Origin of the sequence: Streptomyces sp. NPDC047841 (genome assembly GCF_040704085.1) — a bacterium.
GTDB classification, from domain to species: domain Bacteria; phylum Actinomycetota; class Actinomycetes; order Streptomycetales; family Streptomycetaceae; genus Streptomyces; species Streptomyces argyrophylli.
Genome location: NZ_JBEYRP010000004.1, coordinates 1 through 23,044, shown reverse-complemented (window position 1 = coordinate 23,044; position 23,044 = coordinate 1). Strand labels below are relative to the sequence as shown.

Sequence of the window (23,044 nt, the reverse complement as noted above, 5' to 3'; positions counted from 1 at the left end):
CTCATCGGTGCGTTTCCAAGTGCCTGCGATGCAGCCACTTGGGAAGACCCGGCGCCTCCAGGAACCCCTCCGCGCGCGCCGACGCGAGGCCGATGCGCGGCAGGTCCGCGCTCTTCTCGAAGAGCAGGAACCGCGGCTCCCAGATGGGCCGGTACTTGGCGTTGGCGCGGTACAGCGACTCGATCTGCCACCAGCGCGAGAAGAAGCTGAGCAGCGACCGCCACAGCCTCAGCACCGGTCCGGCGCCGAGGCGCGCGCCACGTTCGAAGACCGATCTGAACATCGCGAAGTTGAGTGAGACCTGAGTGATCCCGATCTCCCCGGCCCGCCGCAACAGCTCGATGACCATGAACTCCATCAGCCCGTTGTCGGAGTCCCGGTCGCGCCGCATCAGGTCCAGGGACAGCCCGTGCGGCCCCCACGGCACGAAGGACAGCAGCGCCCGCAGCCGTCCCTCGGCGTCCGTGCACTCCAGCATCACGCACCGGCCGTCCCCGGGGTCCCCGAGCCGGCCGAGCGCCATGCTGAAGCCGCGTTCGGTGGCACCGTCCCGCCAGTCGTCGGCGCGCTCCACCAGATGCGCCATCTCGTGGGCCGGGATGTCCTCGTGCCGGCGGATCCGCACCCGGTACCCGGCCCGCCGCACCCGGTTGTACGCCTGCCGGACGGTGCGCATCGCCCGCCCCTCCAGCGTGAACTCGGCGACCTCCACGACCGCCTCGTCCCCGAGTTCCAGCGCGTCCAGGCCGTGCCGGGAGTAGACCGTCCCGGCCTCCTCGCCCGCCCCCATGACCGCCGGGATCCAGCCGTGCGCCCGCGCCTGGGCGAGCCACGGGGCGATCGCCCCCGGCCACGCCTCGGGGTCCCCGATCGGGTCCCCGGACGCGAGGCTCACCCCGCCGACCACCCGGTAGGCGACGGCGGCCTTCCCGGTCGGCGACCACACGACGCTCTTCTCCCGGCGCAGCGCGAAGTAGCCGAGCGAGTCCCGGTCGCCGTGCCGCTCCAGCAGCTCGCGCAGCCGCTTCTCGTCGTCCTCGGTGAGCGGGTCGACGGCCCGCCGGGACCGGAAGGCGGCGTAGAACACGGCGAGCACCAGGGCCGTACTGAGCACGTTGATCGCCACGTTGGCCCAGTTGGGCGGGTCGATCCCGGGGAAGTGGGACTCCTCGGCCGCCACCGACACCAGGCGCAGGGCGCCGTAGTGCCAGCGTTCCGGGAACGAGGACCGGGCCGCGTCCGGCGCCTGGTTCGTGACCGTCACCAGCAGCCCGGCCAGCAGGCTCGCCACCAGCCCGCCGCCGACGGCCACCGTGGCCGCGAGCCGGGGGTTGGACCGGTCGCCCTTGGCGTAGAACTCCCGGCGTCCGGCGAGCAGCGCGCCCACGAAGGCGGCGGTCAGGGCGAGGGAGACCCAGTTCTGCGGGTACCGCCGGATCTCCGGGAACGCCATGGCGAAGGCGAACAGCGCCAGGAACAGCCCGCTCATCACCAGGTTGAGGATCCAGGAGGCCCGCTTGCGGCGCCGCATGGTGATCGCGAGGAAGGCGGTGAACACTCCGGAGGCGAAGCCGGCCGTCAGCAGGTACGGCGTGAAGAAGTCGTCCTGGTTGTGCCGGCGCACGTCCTGGCCGAGCGAGACCCACACCGCGCTGAGGAAGTTGATGAAGGCGACGGTCCGCAGGTACCAGACGGCGAACGCGGCGGCCCGCCGGGAGGCCCCGGTGGACCGCCGCGCCGGCCCGCCCGTCCGCGCCGCCTCGGCTCGCTGCTCACCGGCAATCCGGACATCTTCCATGTCCAGGATCATATGGGCGCGGCCCCGGCGAACCATACTTTTCAGCCCGTCGGGGGCATCGGCCTCACATGTCCTTCTCCTCCGCCGGCTCCTTCTCGGCCTCCGGTTCGTTCTCCTCCACCGGTTCCTTCACCGCTTCCGGCTCCTGGCCGGCCCGCGGCCGCTCCGGAAGCTCCGCCGCCAGCGCGGCGGCGGACCGCACCAGCGGCAGCGCCAGCAGCGCGCCGACGCCCTCGCCGACCCGCACCCCCTGCTCCAGCAGCGGCTCCAGGGCCATCCGGTCCAGCGCCTTCGCCTGCCCCGGCTCCCCGCTGTCGTGCCCGGCCAGCCACCAGTCCGGCGCCCGGAACGCGACCCGCTGCGCGACCAGCGCGCACGCGGCGGCCACGACCCCGTCGAGGATCACCGGCAGCTTCCGCACCGCGCACTGCAGCAGGAACCCGGTCATCGCCGCCAGGTCCGCCCCGCCCACGGTCGCCAGCAGCTGCAACTGGTCCCCGAGCACCGGCCGGGCCCGCCGCAGCGCGTCCCGGACCGCCGCGCACTTGCGCATCCACGCCAGGTCGTCGATCGCCTCGCCGCCCCGCCCGGTCACCACGGACGCGTCGGTCCCGCACAGCGCCGCGACCAGCACCGCCGCCGCCGTGGTCCCGCCCACGCTGACATCGCCGAGCACCACCAGATCGGTCCCCGAGTCGGCCTCCTCGTCGGCGACCGCGACCCCCGCCCGCAGTGCGGCCTCGGCCTCCTCCAGGGTGAGCGCGTCCTCGACGTCGATACGGCCGCTGCCCCGCCGCACCCGGTGCCGCGCCACGTCCGCGGGGAAGGCGGCCGGGTCGCAGTCCAGGGCCATGTCCACCACCCGTACGGGCACCTCCAGGCGGCGCGCGAGCACGGCCACCGGGCTCGCGCCCTCCAGCACCGCCCGCACCAGCTGCTCGGCACCGCCCGCCGGCCGCGCCGACACGCCCAGCTCCGCGATGCCGTGGTCGCCGGCGAACAGCACCACCCGGGGCCGTTCGACCGGCCGCACCGGCACGGTGCCGCGCGCGGCGGCCAGCCACTCGCCCAGCTCGTCCAGGCGGCCGAGCGCTCCCGCCGGCACGATCTGACGCTCCCGCCGGGCCTCGGCGTCACGGCGTACGCCCCCGTCCGGGCGCTCGATCAGATCGGTGAAATCGTCCAGATTAAGGCTGCTCATTCGCCGAACAGTACCGCCAGCGGGCGAACGCGCCCGCGCCACATCGCCACCACACCCCTACAACGTCTTTGCACCCCGGAGCGTGATCCCATACGTTCCGGTTTGCCGCGGAATGTCGCACAGGGAGCACGCCCATGCCGACCTCGCCCCTCACCCCGCAGATCACCACCCCCCACGACCCCTTCCAGGAGCCCCGCCGCGCGGACTGCCCCTGGTGCGGCTCCCCCCGCCTGCGCACCCGGCTGCGCGCGCCCGACCCGCTGCGGCACCGGTCGGGCAGGTTCGTCCTCGACGCGTGCCGGGACTGCGGGCACGCCTTCCAGAACCCCCGGCTCAGCGCGGAGGGGCTCGCCTTCTTCCACCGCGACTTCTACGAAAGACACCTGGAGGAGTTCGCCGCGCGGATCCTCCCCGCCCGGGCGGTGCGCCGCCGGCACCGCGCCACCGCCTGGCGGCTGTCCGAGCTGCGGGAACCGGAGAGCTGGCTGGACGTCGGCACCGGCCACGCCCGGTTCCCCGAGGCGGCCAAGGAGTTCTTCCCCTACACCAGCTTCGACGGGCTGGACCCGACGGCCCGGGTGGAGCAGGCGCTGCTGGAGGGGCGCGTGGAGGAGGCGTACCGCGGCTACCTCACGACCCCCGGCATGGCGGCCCGCCTGCGCGCCCGCTACGACGTCGTCACCATGTTCCACCATCTGCAGCACGCCCCCGACCCACGGGCCGAGCTGCGCGCCGCGCTCACCGTGCTGCGGCGCGGCGGCCACCTGGTCGTCGAAGTCCCCGACCCGCGCTGCCTGTTCGCCACGCTGCTGGGCAGGTGGTGGCTGCCGTACGGCCAGCCGCGCCATCTGCACCTGATGCCGCTCGCCAACCTCCGCGCGGAACTGCGCTCCCTGGGCTGCACGGTCCTGGTCACCGACCGCACGACCCCCCACGTGCCGTACGACCTCTCGGCGGCCGTCGCCCTCGCCGTGGCCCAGGCCCACCCGGTCGTCCAACTGGCGGCGGTCCCCGTCCAGTCCCTGGCCTCGGCCCTGGACCACGGCTGCGCCCCGCTGTTCCGCCGCACGCGCCTGTCCAACGCGTACCGGGTGGTGGCGCGGAAGGACGCGGGGTAACGGGGCGGTCAGCCCCGCAGCACCAGCGCCTGGCCCGCCACCACCAGCAGGACCTGCTCGCACTCGCTCGCGAACGCCGCGTTCAGGCGGCCCAGTTCGTCGCGGTAGCGGCGGCCGGAAGCCGTCGCGGGGACGATCCCGGAGCCGACCTCGTTGGACACCGCCACCACGGTCCGCCGGGTGCCCCGCACCGCGTCCGTCAGCTCCCGCACCCGCTCCCGCAGCGCCTTCTCACCCCCGCCCGCCCACTGCGCGTCGTCCCACGCCCCCACGGAATCCATCACGTCCGTCAGCCACAGCGACAGGCAGTCGATCAGCACCGGCGGCCCGTCCTGCGCCAGCACCGGCACCAGGTCCGTCGTCTCCGCCGTACGCCACGACCCCGGCCGCCGCTCCCGGTGCACGGCCACCCGGGCCGCCCACTCGGTGTCCCCGCCCCGCGTGCCGCCCGTCGCCACGTACAGCACCTCCGGGAACGTCTCCAGCCGGCGCTCCGCCTCCACCGACTTGCCCGAGCGGGCCCCGCCCAGCACCAGCGTCCGCCGCGGCACGTCCGGCACCTCCTCGTACGCCCCCACCACCAGCGTCGTACCGTCCGGCACCGCCCGCGCCCCCGCCGCCGCGAGCCGGCGCCGCAACTCCGCGCCGGGCGGCACGTCGTGGTCCAGGTGGACGGCGAGCACATCCGTCGTGGGGCCGACCGAGCCGACCGCGCGGAGCCGGGCGAGCGCGTCGGGACGGCCCACGACGTCCGCGAGGAGCATGTCGTACGACTCCGCCGTCGCCCCCTCCAGCCCCGCAGGCGCCCCGCCCGGCGGCAGGTACAGCAGCCGCTGCCCGTCCGGCCCGGTCACCGCGTACCCGGTGCCGCCCGCGTCCATCGCCACGGCCCGCACCCGATGCCCCGTCAGCAGCGCCAACTCCCGCCCGTCCGGCACCCGGCCGGGCTGCGGCAGCCCGGCCGGCACCTCCACCGCCGGGCCGTCGTGCGGGTGCGACAGCAGCACCTGCCGTACCCCGCCCAGCGACTGCCCGGCGCGCGCCGCCGCGAACGCCGCGCCCGGCGTCAGGTCCAGCAGCAGCGTCCCGTCCACGAGCGCCGCGGTCGCGGCCCGCGCGTCCGGACCGAGCGCGGTCGCGCACACGGCACAGGAACAGTCGGGGCGAGGCAGTCCCGCCGGGGCACCGGTACCGAGCAGAGTTACTTCCACGCACCGATTTTCGCCTGCCCCCGACCTCCCGCACGACCGGCCACCCGGATGATCCACCGCCTCTAACGGCCGACCCGGCTGAGCGCATACGCTGCGGGGGCAGGTGTTGGATCAAAGGAGGCCCAGATGACGGCATGGACGTGGCGGTTCGAGAAGGCCGACGGGACGGAGGTCCAGCCGGCGGTGCAGCCCGAGGAGTTCACCACGCAGGGGGATGCCGAGTCCTGGATCGGCGAGCACTGGAAGGCGCTGCTGGAGGGCGGGGCCGACCAGGTGCGGCTGTTCGAGGAGACGGCTGAGATCTACGGCCCGATGAGCCTGCACGCCGACGCGTGACCCGGCCGTGAACGGGGTGAGGAGGGGCCACCCTCCTCACTGCTCGCCCAGTGTCACCTCGGCCGTCTTCGCGGTGCCGTCCCGCTGGTAGGTGACCGCGGTGCGCCGGCCCGGCTTCTCGTCCGCCAGCGCCTCGGCGAGCGAGGTGATGGTGGTGACGGACCGGCCGCCCACCGCGGTGATGATGTCGCCGGCGCGCAGGCCCGCCCGGTCGGCCGCGCCGCCGGCGCGTACGGTGACCACCGCGACCCCGATCGGCTGGTAGCGGTCGTTCACGACCGTCCGCGCGGTGATGTCGAGGGCCGCCCGCCCGGACTCGACGACCTTCCCCTCCCGGACGATCTGGTCGGCGACCGTCCGCACCATCGACGCCGGGATCGCGAACCCGATGCCGGGCGCCGCGCTGTTGCCGAAGGTCGGGTCGGCCGCCGCGAGCGTCGGGATGCCGATCACCTGCCCCGTGAGGCCGACCAGGGCGCCGCCGCTGTTGCCGGGGTTGATCGCGGCCGAGGTCTGCACCATGTTCGCGATCGTCGCGCCCGTACCGCCGCCCGAGTCGCCCTCGCTGACGGTCCGCCCGGTCGCCGAGACGATGCCCTCGGTCACGCTGGACGACAGCCCGAGCGGCGACCCCATGGCCAGCACGATCTGCCCGACCTGCACCTTCTCGGAGTCCCCGAACACCGCCGGCTTCAGCCCGTCCGGCACCCGGTCCAGCCGGACCACGGCGAGATCCTGCTCGGGGTAGGAGTAGACCAGGCTCGCGGTGAGCGGTTCCTCGCTGTTGGCCGTGGTCACCTGGAAGGTCTTCTCCGACCCGACCACGTGCGCGTTGGTGACGATGTGCCCCTTGTCGTCGTACACCACCCCGGAGCCCAGGTCCCGGCTCGCCTGGATCTGCACGACCGACGGCAGCACCTCGCGGATCACCCTCTGGTACTGGCCCTGCAGGTCGTTCGCGGCCATCGGCAGGGCCGCCCGGGTGGGCGCCGCGGTGTCCCGTCCGGCCTGGGCGGCGGGGGCGGTGCAGCCGGCGGCGAGAGCCAGAGCCGCGCAGCACACCAGCGCGGCGGCCGGGGCGGCTCTGCGGAGCCGACGCGCGCGGGTACGGGAAGCGTCCATGTCCCGAGTCTCACCGCGCGGTGATCACCCGTCCCGCGCTGTTCCCCCGAACGTGCTCAGCCGCGTACCCCGCACAGGTGCAGCAGCGCCGCCACCCCGCGGTAGGGGTCCGTGCGCCCGGCCCGCTCCTCGACCGCGAGCAGGGTCTCCAGGTCGTCCGGGAGCGCCGCGCCGTCCGCCGCCGTGTCCGTGAAGACCCGCACGCCGTACCAGGCGTGCAGCGGGGCGGCGATGCCGTCGAGCGTGGCGGTGAGCGCCGCGAGCCGGTCGGCCCGCACCTCCAGGCCGAGGCGGATGGGGGTCCCCCCGTCCGAGTCCGTTCGCGGATGGGGGAGGTAAGAGGTGGTGTCGAAGGCGGCCAGGGCCGACGACCAGTCCCCGGACAGCCCCGGGCGCATGGCGAGCGCGTCGCCGTTGCGGACCAGGAGGGAGAGGAGGCCGCCGGGCGCCAGCACCCGGGCCAGCCCCGCCACCAGCGGGTCCGGCTCCTCCACGTACATCAGCACGCCGTGGCACAGCACCACGTCGAAGCTGCCCGGCAGGAAGTGCACACCGGTGTCCCGCCCGTCGCCCTGCACCAGCCGCACCCGCTCCCGGATGCCCTCCGGCTCCCGGGCCACGGCGTCCCGCGCGGCGGCGATCATCGCCGCGTCCTGCTCGACCCCGGTCACGTGGTGGCCGAGCCGGGCCAGCCGCAGCGCCTGCGCGCCCTGGCCCATCCCCACGTCGAGCACCCGCAGCCGCTGCCCGACCTTGAACCGCCCGGCTATCTGCTCGTCCAGCTGCCGGGCCACCAGCTCCTGGCGCACGACGTCCCGCAGGCCGCCCAGCCCGTCCAGCCAGGCATCGGCCGCGCCCCCGGCGAAAGCGTCAGCGCTCAGGGCCGCTCTCCGCGCTTGACCTGCGGCTTCGGCAGCCGGAGCCGGCGCATCTGCAGGGACCGCATCAGGGCGTAGGCGACCGCGCCGCGCTTGTTCTCGTCCGGGAAGCGCTCCTCGAGCCGCTTCTTCAGCCGGAAACCGCTGACCGCCGCGTCCAGCACGATCAGCACGATCACGATCAGCCACAGCAGCAGCGCGATGCTCTGGATCGCGGGCACCCGCACCACGCTCAGCACCAGGATGACCACCGCGAGCGGCAGGAAGAACTCCGCCACGTTGAACCGCGAGTCCACCCAGTTCCGGGCGAACTTGCGCACCGGGCCCTTGTCCCGGGCCGGCAGGTACCGCTCGTCGCCGCTGGCCAGCGCCTGGCGCTGCCGCTCCAGGGCCTGGCGCCGGTCCTCGCGCTGGCGCTTCGCGGCCTCCTTGCGGTTGGTCGGCGTACGGGCGACGCTGCGGCGCTGGGACTGGGCCTCACTGCGCTTGGGAGTGGGCCTGCCCTTCGGGGCCTGCGGGTCGCGGGGCTGCTTGGAGAGGGTCACCTGCGCCTTGTCGGCGGTCGGGGCCTTCTCTTCCTTGGCACGGCTACGGAACACAAAACCCAAGGGTAAGGGCTGCACCGGCATGGACCCCAGCCCGTTGGGGAACGATCCGGCAACACCGGACGTCTTCAGGGGGACAGAGGGGACACACAGAGGGCTTCTGGCGGCATCTGGGTGGATCACCTACTCCCTACGCCGGAGCGGAACGGTCCGCAGTCGTCCTCGGGGATGAGCGCATCGCCCCGCGAACAGTGCGGTAATGGAAGCAGGGCCCGTACTGTGGGTCCTGTCGCAGGATCTGTGAGCTGGAGTCCGTCAGAAGGGGGCGCGCGAAGCCCATGAGCGGTGTCATGAAGCGTATGGGGATGATCTTCCGCGCGAAGGCGAACAAGGCCCTTGACCGGGCCGAGGACCCGCGCGAGACCCTCGATTACTCGTACCAGAAGCAGCTGGAGCTGCTCCAGAAGGTCCGCCGTGGCGTCGCGGACGTGGCCACGTCCCGCAAGCGCCTGGAACTCCAGCTCAACCAGTTGCAGCAGCAGTCCTCCAAGCTGGAGGACCAGGGCCGCAAGGCGCTCGCCCTCGGCCGTGAGGACCTGGCCCGCGAGGCGCTGTCCCGCCGCGCCGCACTCCAGCAGCAGGTCACGGACCTCGAGACCCAGCACGCGACCCTCCAGGGCGAGGAGGAGAAGCTCACCCTGGCGGCCCAGCGCCTCCAGGCCAAGGTGGACGCCTTCCGCACGCGGAAGGAGACCATCAAGGCCACCTACACCGCCGCCCAGGCCCAGACCCGTATCGGCGAGGCCTTCTCCGGCATCTCCGAGGAGATGGGCGACGTCGGCCTCGCCATCCAGCGCGCCGAGGACAAGACCGCCCAGCTCCAGGCCCGGGCCGGCGCCATCGACGAACTGCTCGCCTCGGGCGCCCTGGACGACCCGTCCGGCATGCACAAGGACGACATCCAGGCCGAGCTGGACCGGCTCTCCGGTGGTACGGATGTAGAGCTGGAACTGCAGCGCATGAAGGCCGAGCTGGCCGGGGGCTCCCCGCAGCAGGCCATCGAGGGCGGCACCGGTCAGGGGCAGTCCCAGCAGCAGCCGCAGGACACCCCGCGCTTCGACAAGCAGTAGCCCGGCGCCGGGGCCCGAGCCGAGGAGGCCGACGTGATCGTACGGATCATGGGGGAGGGCCAGGTGACGCTGGACGACTCCCACGTCGTCGAGCTGAACAAGCTGGACGACGAGCTGCTGGAGGAGGTGCAGGGCGGCGACGAGGAGGGCTTCCGCCGCACGCTCGGCGCCCTCCTCGACTCCGTCCGCCGGCTCGGCACCCCGCTGCCGGACGACGCGCTGGAACCCTCCGAACTGATCCTCCCGTCGCCGGACGCGACGCTTGAGGAGGTCCGGGAGATGCTCAGCGACGAGGGGCTGATCCCCGGCTGAGCGTGGGCGGTCCCCTGGGGGCGGGGGTACCCGGTGGCCCGGGGCGTCGAGCGGTCGGCCAGGCTTCGGTGATGCCTACTGGTCCGGGGCGCCGCGCGGGTTCGCGGCTGCGGGTTGTAGGTGGCTGGTCGCGCAGTTCCCCGCGCCCCTTGGGCGCTCTCCGGGTGCCGGTAGTGGTCGGCGCTCTGCCGGGGATCGGTGGTGGGCCCGTACTGTGCAGACCGTGAGCACTCTCGAACGCGCCCGGTGCGGCCTCAAGGCACACCCCCTGGCGGCGGACGCGGCGCTCGCCGCCGGCGTGCTGGCCTGCATGGTCGCCGGTTCCTTCGCCGCGCCCCAGGGTCACCACGGTCTGACCTGGGACGTCCACGCCCCCGCCGTCCTCAGCCTCGTCCTCATGCTGGCCGGCGCGGCGGCGCTCGCCTTCCGGCGCCGGGCACCCAAGACGGTCCTGGCCGTCACCGGCACCGTCTCCCTGGTCGAGTGCGTCACCGGCGACCCCCGCGCCCCGGTCGCGATGTCCGCCGTCATCGCCCTGTTCACCGTCGCCGCGACCACCGACCGCTCCACCACCTGGCGCCTCGGCCTGCTCACCATGACCGTGCTGACGGCCGCCGCCATGCTCGCCGGCCCGCTGCCCTGGTACGCCCAGGAGAACCTCGGCGTCCTCGCCTGGACGGGCATCGGCGCCACCGCGGGCGACGCCGTGCGCAGCCGCCGTGCGGTCGTCCAGGCCATCCGGGACCGCGCCGAGCGCGCCGAACGCACCCGGGAGGAGGAGGCCCGCCGCCGGGTCGCCGAGGAGCGGCTGCGCATCGCCCGCGATCTGCACGACGTCGTCGCCCACCACATCGCCCTGGTGAACGTGCAGGCCGGGGTCGCCGCGCACGTCATGGACAAGCGGCCCGACCAGGCCAAGGAGGCCCTCGCACACGTCCGCGAGGCCAGCCGCAGCGCGCTCGGCGAACTGCGCGCCACCGTCGGCCTGCTCCGCCAGAGCGGTGATCCCGAGGCGCCCACCGAACCCGCTCCGGGCCTGAGCCGCCTGGAGGAGCTGGCCGACACCTTCCGCAGCGCCGGGCTGCCGGTGTCCGTGGCCCGCGCCGACCAGGGCACCGAACTGCCCGCCGCCGTCGACCTGGCCGCCTACCGGATCGTCCAGGAGGCGCTGACCAACGTGCGCAAGCACGCGGGCCCCGACGCCGGGGCAGAGGTGAGCGTCGTGCGCGTCGGCCCGAACGTCGAGGTCACCGTCCTGGACGACGGCCCCGGCAAGCCCGGCGCCCCCGGGGCCGGGCACGCGTCCGAGGACGGCGGCGGGCACGGGCTGCTCGGCATGCGCGAGCGGGTCACCGCCCTGGGCGGCACCCTGACCACCGGCCCCCGCTACGGCGGCGGCTTCCGCGTCCATGCGATCCTGCCCGTCAAGACGACGACGGCCCAGGGGGAACCCGTATGACCATCCGTGTCCTGCTCGCCGACGACCAGGCCCTGCTGCGCAGCGCGTTCCGGGTGCTGGTCGACTCCGAGCCCGACATGGAGGTGGTCGGGGAGGCCTCGGACGGCGCGGAGGCGGTCCGGCTGGCGAAGGAGCACGGCCCCGACGTCGTCCTCATGGACATCCGGATGCCCGGCACCGACGGCCTGGCCGCCACCCGGCAGATCGGCGCCGACCCGTCCCTCGCGCCGGTCCGCGTGGTCATCCTGACCACCTTCGAGGTCGACGACTACGTCGTCCAGGCGCTGCGCGCCGGTGCCTCCGGCTTCCTCGGCAAGGGCAGCGAACCGGAGGAGCTGCTGAACGCCATCCGGGTCGCGGCCGGCGGCGAGGCCCTGCTGTCCCCCGCCGCCACCAAGGGCCTGATCGCCCGCTTCCTCGCCCGCGGCGACGACGGCGACGGCCCCGACCCGGCCCGCTCCGAGCGGCTCGCCACCCTCACCGGCCGGGAGCGGGAAGTCCTCGTCCTGGTCGCCGGCGGCCACTCCAACGACGAGATCGCCGAGCGGCTGGCGGTCAGCCCGCTGACGGTGAAGACGCACGTCAACCGGGCCATGGCCAAGCTGGGCGCGCGGGACCGGGCCCAGCTCGTCGTCATCGCGTACGAGTCGGGGCTGGTACGTCCGAGGACGGACTGATCTCCACCCGCGTCTACTGCGCGCGGAGTAGGGGCCGCCGGAGGAACGGGACCTGGGGCCGACACAACGGCCCTCCGGGATGGCCCAGGGTGGTGGAGACTTCTGCCGCTCACAGAAGAGAGACCCCGATCCATGTCCTGGCTGTCCAGGTTCAGCCTCGCCCAGCGCGCCCTCGTCGGGCTCGTGTCCCTCATCGCGCTCGCCTTCGGGCTGATCGCGATACCCCAGATCAAACAGCAGCTCCTGCCCACCATCGAACTGCCCATGGTGTCGGTGATCGCGCCGTACCAGGGCGCCTCGCCCGACGTGGTCGAGAAGCAGGTCGTCGAACCCATCGAGAACAACCTGCAAGGCGTCGACGGCGTCACCGGTGTCACCTCCACCGCCAGTGAGGGCAACGCCGTGATCATGGCGTCCTTCGAGTACGGCAACGACACCAAGCGGATCGTCTCCGACGTCCAGCAGGCCGTGAACCGGGCCCGCAACCAGCTCCCGGACGACGTCGACCCGCAGGTCGTCTCCGGCTCCACGGACGACATGCCGACCGTGGTCCTCGCCGTCACCTCCGACAAGGACCAGCAGGCGCTCGCCGACCAGCTCGACACGACGGTCGTGCCGGCCCTGAAGGACATCGACGGCGTCGGCCGCGTCCAGGTCACCGGCGTCCGCGGCCTCCAGGTCACCGTCACCCCGGACGACGCGAAGCTGGCGCGGGCCGGCCTCACCCCCGCCGCGCTCGGCCAGGCCCTCCAGGCGGGCGGCGCGACCGTGCCGGCCGGCTCCTTCGACGAGGACGGCGTCAACCGCACCGTCCGGGTCGGCGGCGGCTTCACCTCGCTGCGGCAGATCGAGGACCTGATGGTCACCGGCGAGGGCGGGAAGCGGCCGGTGCGTCTCGGCGCCGTCGCCACGGTCGAGGAGCAGCCGGCCCCGGCCGACTCCCTCACCCGCACCGACGGCCGGCCCAGCCTCGCCGTCAACGTGACCATGGACCACGACGGCAGCGCGGTGTCCATCTCCAAGGCGGTCGAGGACAAGCTGCCCCGCCTGCGCGCGGACCTCGGCACCGGCGCGAAGCTCACGGTCGTCAGCGACCAGGGCCCGGCCGTGTCCAAGTCCATCAAGGGCCTGACCACGGAGGGCGCGCTCGGCTTGCTCTTCGCGGTCCTGGTGATCCTGGTCTTCCTCGCGTCGGTCCGCTCGACGCTGGTGACGGCGGTCTCCATCCCGCTGTCGGTGGTGCTGGCCCTGATCGTGCTGTGGACGCGCGGCCTGTCCCTGAACATGCTCACGCTCGGCGCCCTGACCATCGCCATCGGCCGGGTCGTCGACGACTCGATCGTGGTCCTGGAGAACATCAAGCGGCACCTCGGCTACGGCGAGGAACGCAGGGAGGCGATCCTCACGGCGGTGCGCGAGGTGGCCGGCGCGGTCACCTCCTCCACCCTCACCACGGTCGCCGTGTTCCTGCCGATCGGCCTGGTCGGCGGCATGGTGGGCGCCCTGTTCGGCTCGTTCAGCCTCACGGTGACGGCGGCCCTGCTGGCCTCCCTGCTCGTGTCGCTGACGGTGGTGCCCGTCCTGTCGTACTGGTTCCTGCGCGCCCCCAAGGGCACCCCCGAGGACGCGGCGGAGGCCCGCCGCGCGGCCGAGGAGAAGGAGGCCGGCAGCCGCCTCCAGCGGGCGTACGTGCCCGTCCTGCGGTTCGCGACGCGCCGCAGGCTCACCAGCGTGCTCATCGCGCTCGTCGTCCTGGTCGTCACGTTCGGCATGTCCGGCCTGCTGAAGACGAACTTCTTCGACCAGGGCGACCAGGAGGTCCTCACCGTCAAACAGCGGCTGAAGCCCGGCACCAGCCTCGCCGCCACGAACGCGCAGGCCAAGCGGGTGGAGAAGCTGCTCGCCGCCACCGAGGGCGTGAAGGACTACCAGGTCACCGTCGGCTCCTCCGGCTTCATGGCGGCCTTCGGCGGCGGCACCGACACCAACCAGGCGTCGTACCAGGTGATGCTGAAGGACTCCGCGTCCTACGACGACGTGCGCGAGCAGCTCGAGGACGGCCTGAAGAAGCTCAAGGGCAGCGGTACGACCACCGTGTCGGGCGGTGACGGCTTCGGCGACCAGAACCTGAGCGTGGTGGTCAAGGCGTCCGACCCCGGGGTGCTGCGGACGGCGGCCGAGCAGGTCCGCTCCACGGTCGCCGGCCTCGACCACGTCACGGACGTCACCAGCGACCTCGCGCAGAGCGTGCCGCGGATCTCGGTCAGGGCCAACGCCGAGGCGGCGGCGGCCGGGTTCGACGACCAGAAGCTGGGTGCCGCGGTGGCGCAGGCCGTGCGCGGCACGACGGCGGCCAAGGCGGTCCTCGACGACACCGAGCGGGACGTCGTCGTGCGGTCGGCGAAGCCCGCGACCACGCTCGCCCAGCTCAGGGCGCTGCGCCTCGGCCCGGTGAAGCTCGGTGACATCGCCACGGTCAAGCTGGTGGACGGGCCGGTGTCCATGACCCGCATCGACGGGCAGCGCGCCGCCACGATCACGGCCACGCCGACGGGTGACAACACGGGTGCGATCAGCTCCAAGCTCCAGTCGAAGATCAAGGACCTGAAGCTGCCGGCGGGCGCCACCGCCGAGATCGGCGGGGTCTCCTCCGACCAGGACGACGCGTTCAAGAACCTGGGCCTGGCCATGCTGGCCGCCATCGCGATCGTGTTCATGCTGCTGGTCGCGACGTTCCGCTCGCTCGCCCAGCCGCTGATCCTGCTGGTCTCCGTCCCGTTCGCGGCGACGGGCGCGATCGGTCTGCTGGTCGCCACCGGCACCCCCATGGGCGTGCCCGCGATGATCGGCATGCTGATGCTGATCGGCATCGTGGTGACCAACGCGATCGTGCTGATCGACCTGATCAACCAGTACCGGGCGCAGGGCCACGGCGTGGTGGAGGCCGTGATCGAGGGCGGCCGGCACCGGCTGCGGCCCATCCTCATGACGGCGCTGGCGACGATCTTCGCCCTGCTCCCCATGGCGCTGGGCGTCACCGGCGAGGGCGGCTTCATCGCCCAGCCGCTCGCCGTGGTCGTCATCGGCGGCCTGATCACGTCGACCCTGCTGACGCTCCTGCTGGTCCCGACCCTCTACGCGATGCTGGAGCTCCGCAAGGAGCGCCGGACGCGGAAGCGGGCGGCGAGGAACCAGCCGGCACCGCGGAAGGAGCCGGAGCCGGCCGGGGTGTGACGGCACGACGAAGGGCCGGGTCCCGTCGCGGACCCGGCCCTTCCGGCTCGCTAGGGCAGCGCGAGCATCCGCTCCAGCGCCAGCTTGGCGAACGCCTCCGTCTCCTGGTCGACCTCGATGCGGTTGACCAGGTTGCCGTCGGCCAGGGACTCCAGCGCCCAGACCAGGTGGGGCAGGTCGATGCGGTTCATCGTCGAGCAGAAGCAGACCGTCTTGTCGAGGAAGACGATCTCCTTGCCCTCCGGAGCGAAGCGGTTCGCCAGGCGGCGCACCAGGTTCAGTTCCGTGCCGATCGCCCACTTGGAACCGGCCGGGGCCGCCTCCAGGGTCTTGATGATGTACTCCGTCGAGCCGACGTAGTCCGCCGCCGCCACGACCTCGTGCTTGCACTCGGGGTGGACCAGCACGTTCACGCCGGGGATGCGCGCGCGCACGTCGTCGACCGAGTCCAGGCTGAAGCGGCCGTGGACCGAGCAGTGCCCGCGCCACAGGATCATCCTGGCGGCCCGCAGCTCCTCGGCCGTCAGCCCGCCGTTCGGCTTGTGCGGGTTGTAGACCACACAGTCGTCCAGGGACATCCCCATGTCGCGGACGGCGGTGTTCCGCCCCAGGTGCTGGTCCGGCAGGAAGAGGACCTTATCCCCCTGCTCGAAGGCCCAGTCGAGGGCGCGCCTGGCGTTGGAGGAGGTGCAGATGGTGCCGCCGTGCTTGCCGGTGAACGCCTTGATGTCGGCGGAGGAGTTCATGTACGACACCGGGACCACCTGCTCGGCGACGCCCGCCTCGGTCAGCACGTCCCAGCACTCCGCGACCTGCTCGGCCGTCGCCATGTCGGCCATGGAGCAGCCGGCGGCGAGGTCGGGCAGCACGACCTTCTGGTCGTCGGAGGTCAGGATGTCGGCCGACTCGGCCATGAAGTGCACACCGCAGAAGACGATGTACTCGGCCTCCGGGCGCGCGGCCGCGTCCCGGGCCAGCTTGAAGGAGTCGCCCGTGACGTCCGCGAACTGGATGACCTCGTCGCGCTGGTAGTGGTGGCCGAGGACGAAGACCTTGTCGCCGAGCCGGGCCTTGGCGGCGCGGGCGCGCTCGACCAGGTCGGGGTCGGAGGGCGACGGGAGGTCTCCGGGACACTCGACGCCCCGCTCGCTCTTCGGGTCGGCCTCGCGGCCGAGCAGCAGCAGGGCGAGCGGAGTCGGCTGCACGTCGAGCTCCGGGGTCTGGGCGGTGGTCACCACACGCACCCTTTCTACTTTTCGTCTATCTGACGCTATCTATCATAACCGGTTCACGTCACTTTGACGATGGCCATAGCGTCCATGTGACGTGAATCCCGCCCGGGTCCCTCCACAGGCCGCTGTCGGCGCCCGGGACCATGTGCGAGCATGAAGCCGGAAGGAAAAACGCGACAACGACAATGCCCGGCCCGGAATGAATCCGCGGAAGCGCCGGTTGCAATCGTCGGCAAGCAGTCTCCGTACAACCCGGGAGAGATGTAGATGTCCGTATCGGACGAGACCACCACCGTCACCGACGGCATCATCCTGACCGACGCCGCCGCGGCCAAGGTCAAGGCCCTGCTCGACCAGGAAGGCCGCGACGACCTCGCGCTGCGCGTCGCCGTCCAGCCCGGCGGCTGCTCCGGCCTGCGCTACCAGCTCTTCTTCGACGAGCGCTCGCTCGACGGTGACGTGGAGAAGGACTTCGGCGGGGTCAAGGTCGTCACGGACCGGATGAGCGCTCCGTACCTCGGCGGCGCCACCATCGACTTCGTCGACACGATCGAAAAGCAGGGCTTCACGATCGACAACCCGAACGCGACCGGCTCCTGCGCCTGCGGCGACTCCTTCAGCTGAGCCGACGGCCGGCAGAGCCGCACGGTCTGACGGCCGGAGAAGGCGGCGGTCCCCTTCCGGGGGCCGCCGCCTTCACGTCTCACCCGCCCGCCGCTGCGGGACCGCCGCGCCCGGTCAGCGCGGCTGGGCCGACGCGTCCGGCCGCAGCGAGCCCGGCTTCGCCTTCGGGACCGCCGAACCGTCCGCGCCGACCACCGTCCGCCCGTCCAGCGGCGCGCCCAGGGTCACGGTCTTCACGTACTCCTTGGCGATCAGGACGCACACCCGGCCCGGCCAGGGCCGCTCGGTGACCGTCACCGTCACCCGGTCGCCGCTCTCCCGCGCCGACGTCCGGTAGTCGGCGCACACCCCGCCGTAGAAGCTCAAGGTCAGCGTCCGCCCGTCGGCCGTGTAGCCGTTCACCTTCACGCTCCGGCTCTCCCCGGGCGCCGGGGACGACGCGGAGGGCTCCGGCGCCGGCGACGCGGACACCGAGGTCAGGTACGCCGGGTCGACCGCCGGATACGTCACCGTGAACGCGCCGCCCGCAGCGGACCCGCGCACCCGGAACAGCCAGGACGGCACCAGCGTCTGCCGCCCGCCCACGGAGTGCGCGGCCAGCCCGAACACCGCCTTGTCGACCGTCACCGTGTCCCGGGCCGCCTTCGGTGCCCCCGTCGACGCGCCGCACGGCCGCTCCAGCCGGTCCTTCAGCGGCTCCGGGCTCGCGCACCCCCCGATCCCCATCCGGTGGCCGTCCCCCGCCGTCCCGTTCATCAGCGCCAGCGTCTGCGCCGCGCCCACCACGGGATACGTGTCCCCCTTCACCGGCGCCGCCAGCAGCCCGTGACCGCCGACCAGCTCGCCGTCGCGGTCGACGGTCAGACCGGTCGTCCAGCCGTACGTGGGCAGCCCGCCGGCCACCGGGTCCGCGTCGACCACCCGCCGGGCGCCCATGACCCGGCTCGCGTCGAGCTTCGCGCCGTCCAGCCCCGCCGCCTCCAGCACCGGTGCCGCCGCTTTCTCCGCCTCGGCCGCGCTCACCGGGTCGCCGGCCGGGGCGCCGGGGTCCTGGCCGCAGACGGTCACCTTCCGGCAGTTGTCGGTGCCGGGCGCGTACCGGTCGAAGCTCCAGCCGCCCGGCGCGTCCCGGTTCACCGTCAGCCTCGGCCCGGAGCCGTCCTGCCCGCCGACGCGCCAGATCCGCCCCTCGGCCACCGGCGCGCCGTCGACCCCGAGCGCCTTCGCCAGCCGGACCACCCGCTCCCGGCCGACCTCGGCCTCCGGCTCGTACACCGGCGCCGACCCGGGCCCGGCGGGCAGCTCGCCCCGTGCCACGTACCGGGTGCCGTACGGGTCCGGCTCGCCGGGCGCGATCCCGCCGGTGCCGGAGCGCGCCCAGCCGTCCAGGGCGAGCGGCGGGGGAGTGCCGTGGGCTCCGCCGGGGGCGGCCGTACCGCCCGGACGCTGCTCCGTGCCGCTGCCCGCGGCGAGGTAGGCGCCACCGCCTCCGATCAGGAGGACGGCCGCGGTGGCGACGGCGACGACGACGGCCGTGGGGCGCCGGCCCCCGGCCCGTCCCGGTCCCGCCGTCGCCGGCCGCGGGTCCGTGGGGGACTGGTCGCGCTCCTCGGGGGCGCCGGAGTTCTCAGACCGCTCGGTGTTCACCGCATCGCTCCCTCGCTGCCTCGTGTCCCGGGTCCCCCGCGGGGGACGGCGATGGGACGCGGGAGGGGAGCGCGCGGTTCCCGGGCGGGTCGCGGCCCTCGGTCAGTCGCCGTAGTCCGACATCGCGTCCAGCAGCCGCGCGGACCGCGCCGGCACGCGCACCCCGTGGATGAGGGACGGCGGCACCGGCCGGGACTCGGTGTGCTCCGGGACCGCCCAGTGCGGGGCCATCCGGGCGCAGTCGCCGCGCAGCGCGGCGAGGTCGCCGTCGGGATCGGCCGGGGCGGAAGAGGTGACCTCGAGGTTCGTCATGTCCGCACCGTAGGCACGACCCGGGCCGCGGCAAAAGAGCTACTATCGGGTAGTTTCGCCAGCTTCAGTGGCGGCTTCCGACCGGGTAGCGTGAACTGTCGATCCGCCCTCCCGTCTGCCACCACCGCCCTTCCCACGAGCGCTCACGCGCGCACCTTCTTATTTCCGCAGGAGAATCCCGTCGTGCGCATCGCAGTCACCGGCTCCATCGCCACCGACCATCTCATGACCTTCCCCGGCCGCTTCGCCGACCAGTTGGTCGCGGACCAGCTGCACACGGTTTCGCTCTCCTTCCTGGTCGACAACCTCGACGTACGCCGGGGCGGCGTCGGCGCCAACATCGCCTTCGGCATGGGCCAGCTCGGCACCGGGCCCGTCCTGGTCGGCGCCGCCGGCTTCGACTTCGACGAGTACCGGGCCTGGCTCGACCGGCACGGCGTCGACACCGAGTCGGTCCGCATCTCCGAGACCCTGCACACCGCCCGGTTCGTGTGCACCACCGACTCCGACCACAACCAGATCGGCTCCTTCTACACCGGCGCGATGAGCGAGGCCCGGCTGATCGAACTGCAGACGGTCGCCGAGCGCGTGGGCGGTCTCGACCTGGTCCTCATCGGCGCCGACGACCCCGAGGCGATGCTCCGCCACACCGAGGAGTGCCGCTCCCGGAACATCCCGTTCGCCGCCGACTTCTCCCAGCAGATCGCCCGGATGGAGGGCGAGGAGATCCGGATACTGCTGGACGGGGCGACCTACCTCTTCTCCAACGAGTACGAGAAGGGGCTCATCGAGTCCAAGACCGGCTGGAGCGACGCGGAGATCCTGGCGAAGGTCGGCCACCGGGTCACCACGCTCGGTTCCCGGGGCGTGCGCATCGAGCGGACCGGCGAGGACCCGATCGAGGTCGGCTGCCCGGAGGAGGAGCGCAAGGCCGACCCCACGGGCGTCGGCGACGCGTTCCGCGCGGGATTCCTGTCCGGACTGGCCTGGGGCGTCTCCCTGGAGCGCGCCGCCCAGGTGGGGTGCATGCTGGCCACGCTGGTCATCGAGACCGTGGGCACGCAGGAGTACCAGCTGCGCCGGGGCCACTTCATGGAGCGGTTCGTGAAGGCGTACGGCGACGAGGCCGGCCAGGAAGTGCGCGCCCACCTGCGCTGACGCGGCCCCGGGCGCCCAGGCGACCGCTCAGCTCACCCGGCGTACCAGGTACGCCGTCCCCCGCTCCGCCGGTTCCTCTCCGACGTACTCCTGCCCCCGCATCTCGCACCACGCCGGGATGTCCAGGCGGGCCGCCTCGTCGTCGGAGAGGACCCGGACGGTCCCGCCCACCGGCACCCGGCCGAACACCTTCGCCAGTTCGATGACCGGGATCGGGCAGCGCTTGCCGAGGGAGTCGACGAGCAGTTCCTCCCGACCGCCCCGGGTGACCGGGGCGGGCGCGCCCAGCTTCTCCCGCACCCCGGCCACCGCCCCGGGCAGCACCTCCAGGAACCGCTCCACGTCCGCCTCCGCCGTGCCGGGCGGCAGGGACACCCGTACGTTCCCCTCGCTCAGCACCCCCATCGCCTTCAGCACATGGCTGGGAGTCAGCGTGCTGCTCGTGCAGGAGGAGCCGGAGGACACCGAGAAGCCGGCCCGGTCCAGCTCGTGCAGCAGTGCCTCGCCGTCGACGTAGAGGCAGGAGAAGGTGACGATCCCGGGCAGCCGGCGCACGGCGTCGCCGACCACCTCCACGTCCGGCACCAGTTCCGGCACCCGCGCCCGGATCCGCTCCGTCAGCCCCCGGAGCCGTACCGCCTCCTGGGCCGCCTCGGCCCGGACCGCGCGCAGCGAGGCCACGGCCGCCACGATGGCCGGGATGTTCTCGAACCCGGGCGCCCGCCCCGACTCCCGCTCGTCCACCGGCCCTTGGGCGGCGAACCGCACGCCCTTGCGCACGACGAGCAGCCCGACCCCCGACGGGCCGCCCCACTTGTGCGCGCTGGCCGCGAGCAGCGACCAGTCGCCCTCCACCGGCCCCCAGCCCAGCGACTGCGCCGCGTCCACCAGCAGGGGCACCCCGGCCGCCCGGCACACCTCGGCCACCTCGGCCACCGGCTGCGCGGTCCCCACCTCGTGGTTGGCCGACTGCAGGCACGCCAGCGCGGTGTCCGGCCGGAGCGCGGCCGCGTACCCCGCCGGGTCGACGGCTCCCGCCCGGTCGACGGCCACCCGGGTGACCGTCCCGCCGTCCGCCTCGAACGCCTCCGCCGAATGGAGTACGGAGGAGTGTTCGACGGACGACACGATCAGGTGGTGTCCCACCCGCCGCCGTCCGGCCAACGCCCCCGCGACGCCCCTGTGTACGGCCCGGGTGCCGGACGACGTGAACACCACCTCGTCCGCCCGGCAGCCGACGGCCTCGGCGGCCGCCTCCCGCGAGGCGTCCAGCAGCATCCGGGCCCTGCGTCCCTCCCGGTAGAGCCGGGCCGGATCGGCCCATCCCTCGTCCAGGGAGGCCGACAGCGCCTGGCGGGCGACGGGATGGAGAGGAGCGGCGGAGGCAGCGTCAAAGTAGGCCATACGGCAACGTTAAGACCCCGGTGGAGGCGGCCGGCCCGGGGGCGCGGGCCGGTGGCTCGAGCGGCTCCGCCGCGGGGTGCGACCAGCCACGACGCTCCCGCGGCGGCCAATCAAGCGAACCACCCCACCCAGTAGGCACCCCTCCCCGCGAACCCCCGGAGAGGGTGGGCTAGGGTTTGGTCCGCATAAACATCCAAACCCCTGCCCGACGCAGGGCGGCGACCGACCAGCGAGAAGGCCGCAGCCGACCGCGCGGGCGAGACTCTCGGGAAGGCGCTACGTGAGTCCCAACGGCTCCGACCGCTCGCCGCGGCGCCCGATGCGGCGGAAGCTGCTGCAGGCACTGACCGCGGGCCTGGTCCTGGCGACCGCAACCGGTTGCACATACAAGGACTTCCCCCGCCTTGGCATGCCCACCCCCACCACGGAAGAGGCTCCGCGGATCCTCTCCCTGTGGCAGGGTTCCTGGGCTGCCGCGCTCGCCGTCGGCGTGCTGGTGTGGGGCCTGATCCTGTGGAGTGCCCTCTTCCACCGGCGCAGCCGCACCAAGGTCGAGGTTCCTCCGCAGACCCGGTACAACATGCCGATCGAGGCCCTGTACACGGTGGTCCCGATCATCATCATCTCGGTGCTCTTCTACTTCACGGCCCGGGACGAGTCGAAGCTCCTGGACACCTCGAAGAAGCCCGACGTCACGGTCAACGTGGTCGGCTTCCAGTGGAGCTGGGGCTTCAACTACATCGAGAACGTCCCTGGTTCCTCCGGTGACGCGAAGACCGACAAGAACCTGGACGCCATTCCGGACCCGCTGCGGAAGCAGTTCCCGGCCAACGCCGGCGGTGTCTACGACGTCGGCACGCCGGGCACGCGGAACCCGCAGACGAACAACCCCGGCCCGACGCTGTGGCTGCCCAAGGGCAAGACGGTCCGCTTCGTCCTGACCTCGCGTGATGTCATCCACTCCTTCTGGGTGGTGCCGTTCCTGATGAAGCAGGACGTCATCCCCGGTCACACCAACGCCTTCCAGGTGACCCCCAACAAGGAGGGCACCTTCCTCGGCAAGTGCGCCGAGCTCTGCGGCGTGGACCACTCCCGGATGCTGTTCAACGTGAAGGTCGTCTCCCCGGAGCGCTACGCGCAGCACCTCAAGGAGCTCGCGCAGAAGGGTCAGACCGGTTACATTCCGGCCGGCATCGCGCAGACGAGCCACGAGAAGAACCAGAGGACGAACAACCTGTGAGCATCCTCAACGAACCCCAGGGTGCCGCGGCAGCTGAAGGCTCACACGCCGACGAGCTGCCGGTCCGGCGCAAGCAGCCCGGCAATGTCGTGGTGAAGTGGCTGACGACCACCGACCACAAGACGATCGGCACGATGTATCTGGCGACGTCGTTCGCGTTCTTCCTGATCGGTGGCGTGATGGCGCTGCTGATGCGCGCCGAGCTGGCCCGGCCGGGCCTGCAGTTCATGTCGAACGAGCAGTTCAACCAGGCGTTCACGATGCACGGCACGATCATGCTGCTGATGTTCGCGACGCCGCTGTTCGCCGGCTTCGCGAACTGGATCATGCCGCTGCAGATCGGCGCGCCGGACGTGGCCTTCCCGCGGCTGAACATGTTCGCCTACTGGCTGTACCTGTTCGGCTC

21 protein-coding genes are annotated in these 23,044 nt (G+C 72.9%); 11 read left to right on the top strand and 10 right to left on the bottom strand.

Going from position 1 to position 23,044, the window contains the following annotated elements; genetic code table 11:
• Position 1 precedes the first annotated feature (1 nt).
• On the bottom strand, positions 2-1,798 hold the full coding sequence (locus tag AB0947_RS06895; protein ID WP_366749205.1) for a phosphatidylglycerol lysyltransferase domain-containing protein: 1,797 nt from the start codon (positions 1,796-1,798) through the stop codon (positions 2-4).
• 64 nt (positions 1,799-1,862) lie between these two features.
• Entirely contained in the window at positions 1,863-2,999 is a 1,137-nt protein-coding gene (cobT, locus tag AB0947_RS06890) for a nicotinate-nucleotide--dimethylbenzimidazole phosphoribosyltransferase (protein WP_366749204.1), read from the bottom strand.
• A 134-nt stretch (positions 3,000-3,133) separates the two neighbouring features.
• Here cobT and AB0947_RS06885 point away from each other — a divergent pair, with 134 nt between their 5' ends.
• Complete coding sequence (locus AB0947_RS06885) at positions 3,134-4,117, top strand: class I SAM-dependent methyltransferase (RefSeq protein ID WP_366749203.1); 984 nt, start codon at positions 3,134-3,136, stop codon at positions 4,115-4,117.
• Between the two features lie 8 nt (positions 4,118-4,125).
• Here the strand turns inward: AB0947_RS06885 and AB0947_RS06880 are convergent, their stop codons facing one another.
• Positions 4,126-5,328, bottom strand: a complete 1,203-nt coding sequence (locus AB0947_RS06880) for a bifunctional adenosylcobinamide kinase/adenosylcobinamide-phosphate guanylyltransferase (RefSeq protein WP_366749202.1) — start codon at positions 5,326-5,328, stop codon at positions 4,126-4,128.
• A gap of 126 nt (positions 5,329-5,454) precedes the next feature.
• Between AB0947_RS06880 and AB0947_RS06875 the strand changes: the two genes are divergently transcribed.
• Positions 5,455-5,664, top strand: a complete 210-nt coding sequence (locus AB0947_RS06875) for a hypothetical protein (RefSeq protein WP_030658323.1) — start codon at positions 5,455-5,457, stop codon at positions 5,662-5,664.
• Positions 5,665-5,700: 36 nt separating this feature from the next.
• Here the strand turns inward: AB0947_RS06875 and AB0947_RS06870 are convergent, their stop codons facing one another.
• The 3 genes from AB0947_RS06870 to AB0947_RS06860 all read right to left on the bottom strand — a co-directional run bounded on the left by AB0947_RS06870 (position 5,701) and on the right by AB0947_RS06860 (position 8,293).
• Positions 5,701-6,786, bottom strand: coding sequence for a trypsin-like peptidase domain-containing protein (locus tag AB0947_RS06870; RefSeq protein WP_366749201.1), 1,086 nt, complete (start codon positions 6,784-6,786; stop codon positions 5,701-5,703).
• Between the two features lie 56 nt (positions 6,787-6,842).
• Positions 6,843-7,580, bottom strand: coding sequence for a methyltransferase domain-containing protein (locus AB0947_RS06865; protein WP_366749563.1), 738 nt, complete (start codon positions 7,578-7,580; stop codon positions 6,843-6,845).
• Positions 7,581-7,663: 83 nt separating this feature from the next.
• Complete coding sequence (locus AB0947_RS06860) at positions 7,664-8,293, bottom strand: DUF3043 domain-containing protein (protein WP_366749200.1); 630 nt, start codon at positions 8,291-8,293, stop codon at positions 7,664-7,666.
• Between the two features lie 254 nt (positions 8,294-8,547).
• Between AB0947_RS06860 and AB0947_RS06855 the strand changes: the two genes are divergently transcribed.
• From AB0947_RS06855 to AB0947_RS06835, 5 genes are all read left to right on the top strand, one after another.
• Positions 8,548-9,339, top strand: a complete 792-nt coding sequence (locus AB0947_RS06855; RefSeq protein ID WP_171157028.1) for a PspA/IM30 family protein — start codon at positions 8,548-8,550, stop codon at positions 9,337-9,339.
• A 33-nt stretch (positions 9,340-9,372) separates the two neighbouring features.
• Positions 9,373-9,651 (top strand): hypothetical protein, encoded by a 279-nt coding sequence (locus AB0947_RS06850; RefSeq protein ID WP_366749199.1) that lies wholly within the window; start codon positions 9,373-9,375, stop codon positions 9,649-9,651.
• A 223-nt stretch (positions 9,652-9,874) separates the two neighbouring features.
• Entirely contained in the window at positions 9,875-11,110 is a 1,236-nt protein-coding gene (locus AB0947_RS06845; RefSeq protein ID WP_366749198.1) for a sensor histidine kinase, read from the top strand.
• Entirely contained in the window at positions 11,107-11,787 is a 681-nt protein-coding gene (locus AB0947_RS06840) for a response regulator transcription factor (RefSeq protein ID WP_366749197.1), read from the top strand. The genes AB0947_RS06845 and AB0947_RS06840 overlap by 4 nt, the downstream gene beginning before the upstream one ends.
• Positions 11,788-11,919: 132 nt before the next feature.
• The gene (locus AB0947_RS06835) at positions 11,920-15,021 is read left to right on the top strand and encodes an efflux RND transporter permease subunit (RefSeq protein ID WP_366749196.1); all 3,102 of its coding nucleotides are present in this window, start codon (positions 11,920-11,922) and stop codon (positions 15,019-15,021) included.
• 50 nt (positions 15,022-15,071) lie between these two features.
• On the opposite strand, the gene nadA is transcribed toward AB0947_RS06835, so the two are convergent.
• On the bottom strand, positions 15,072-16,256 hold the full coding sequence (gene nadA / locus AB0947_RS06830) for a quinolinate synthase NadA (protein WP_366749195.1): 1,185 nt from the start codon (positions 16,254-16,256) through the stop codon (positions 15,072-15,074).
• Between the two features lie 264 nt (positions 16,257-16,520).
• Here nadA and AB0947_RS06825 point away from each other — a divergent pair, with 264 nt between their 5' ends.
• Complete coding sequence (locus AB0947_RS06825) at positions 16,521-16,877, top strand: iron-sulfur cluster assembly accessory protein (RefSeq protein ID WP_028422454.1); 357 nt, start codon at positions 16,521-16,523, stop codon at positions 16,875-16,877.
• A gap of 114 nt (positions 16,878-16,991) precedes the next feature.
• On the opposite strand, the gene AB0947_RS06820 is transcribed toward AB0947_RS06825, so the two are convergent.
• Both AB0947_RS06820 and AB0947_RS06815 read right to left on the bottom strand, forming a co-directional pair.
• Complete coding sequence (locus AB0947_RS06820) at positions 16,992-18,524, bottom strand: hypothetical protein (RefSeq protein ID WP_366749194.1); 1,533 nt, start codon at positions 18,522-18,524, stop codon at positions 16,992-16,994.
• A 102-nt stretch (positions 18,525-18,626) separates the two neighbouring features.
• Positions 18,627-18,836 (bottom strand): hypothetical protein, encoded by a 210-nt coding sequence (locus AB0947_RS06815; RefSeq protein ID WP_366749193.1) that lies wholly within the window; start codon positions 18,834-18,836, stop codon positions 18,627-18,629.
• Between the two features lie 183 nt (positions 18,837-19,019).
• Here AB0947_RS06815 and AB0947_RS06810 point away from each other — a divergent pair, with 183 nt between their 5' ends.
• Positions 19,020-19,994: a carbohydrate kinase family protein gene (locus AB0947_RS06810; protein ID WP_366749192.1), complete on the top strand. Its 975-nt coding sequence runs from the start codon at positions 19,020-19,022 to the stop codon at positions 19,992-19,994.
• Positions 19,995-20,021: 27 nt separating this feature from the next.
• On the opposite strand, the gene AB0947_RS06805 is transcribed toward AB0947_RS06810, so the two are convergent.
• Positions 20,022-21,398 carry an aminotransferase class V-fold PLP-dependent enzyme gene (locus AB0947_RS06805; RefSeq protein ID WP_366749191.1) on the bottom strand — a complete coding sequence of 459 codons (1,377 nt, stop codon included), beginning with the start codon at positions 21,396-21,398 and terminating at the stop codon, positions 20,022-20,024.
• A 280-nt stretch (positions 21,399-21,678) separates the two neighbouring features.
• On the opposite strand from AB0947_RS06805, the gene coxB reads away from it, so the two are divergent.
• Positions 21,679-22,638 (top strand): cytochrome c oxidase subunit II, encoded by a 960-nt coding sequence (gene coxB, locus AB0947_RS06800; RefSeq protein WP_366749190.1) that lies wholly within the window; start codon positions 21,679-21,681, stop codon positions 22,636-22,638.
• Positions 22,635-23,044, top strand: a 410-nt coding sequence (locus tag AB0947_RS06795) for a cbb3-type cytochrome c oxidase subunit I (protein ID WP_366749189.1), incomplete at its 3' end; no start/stop codon positions are given. The genes coxB and AB0947_RS06795, both read left to right, overlap by 4 nt.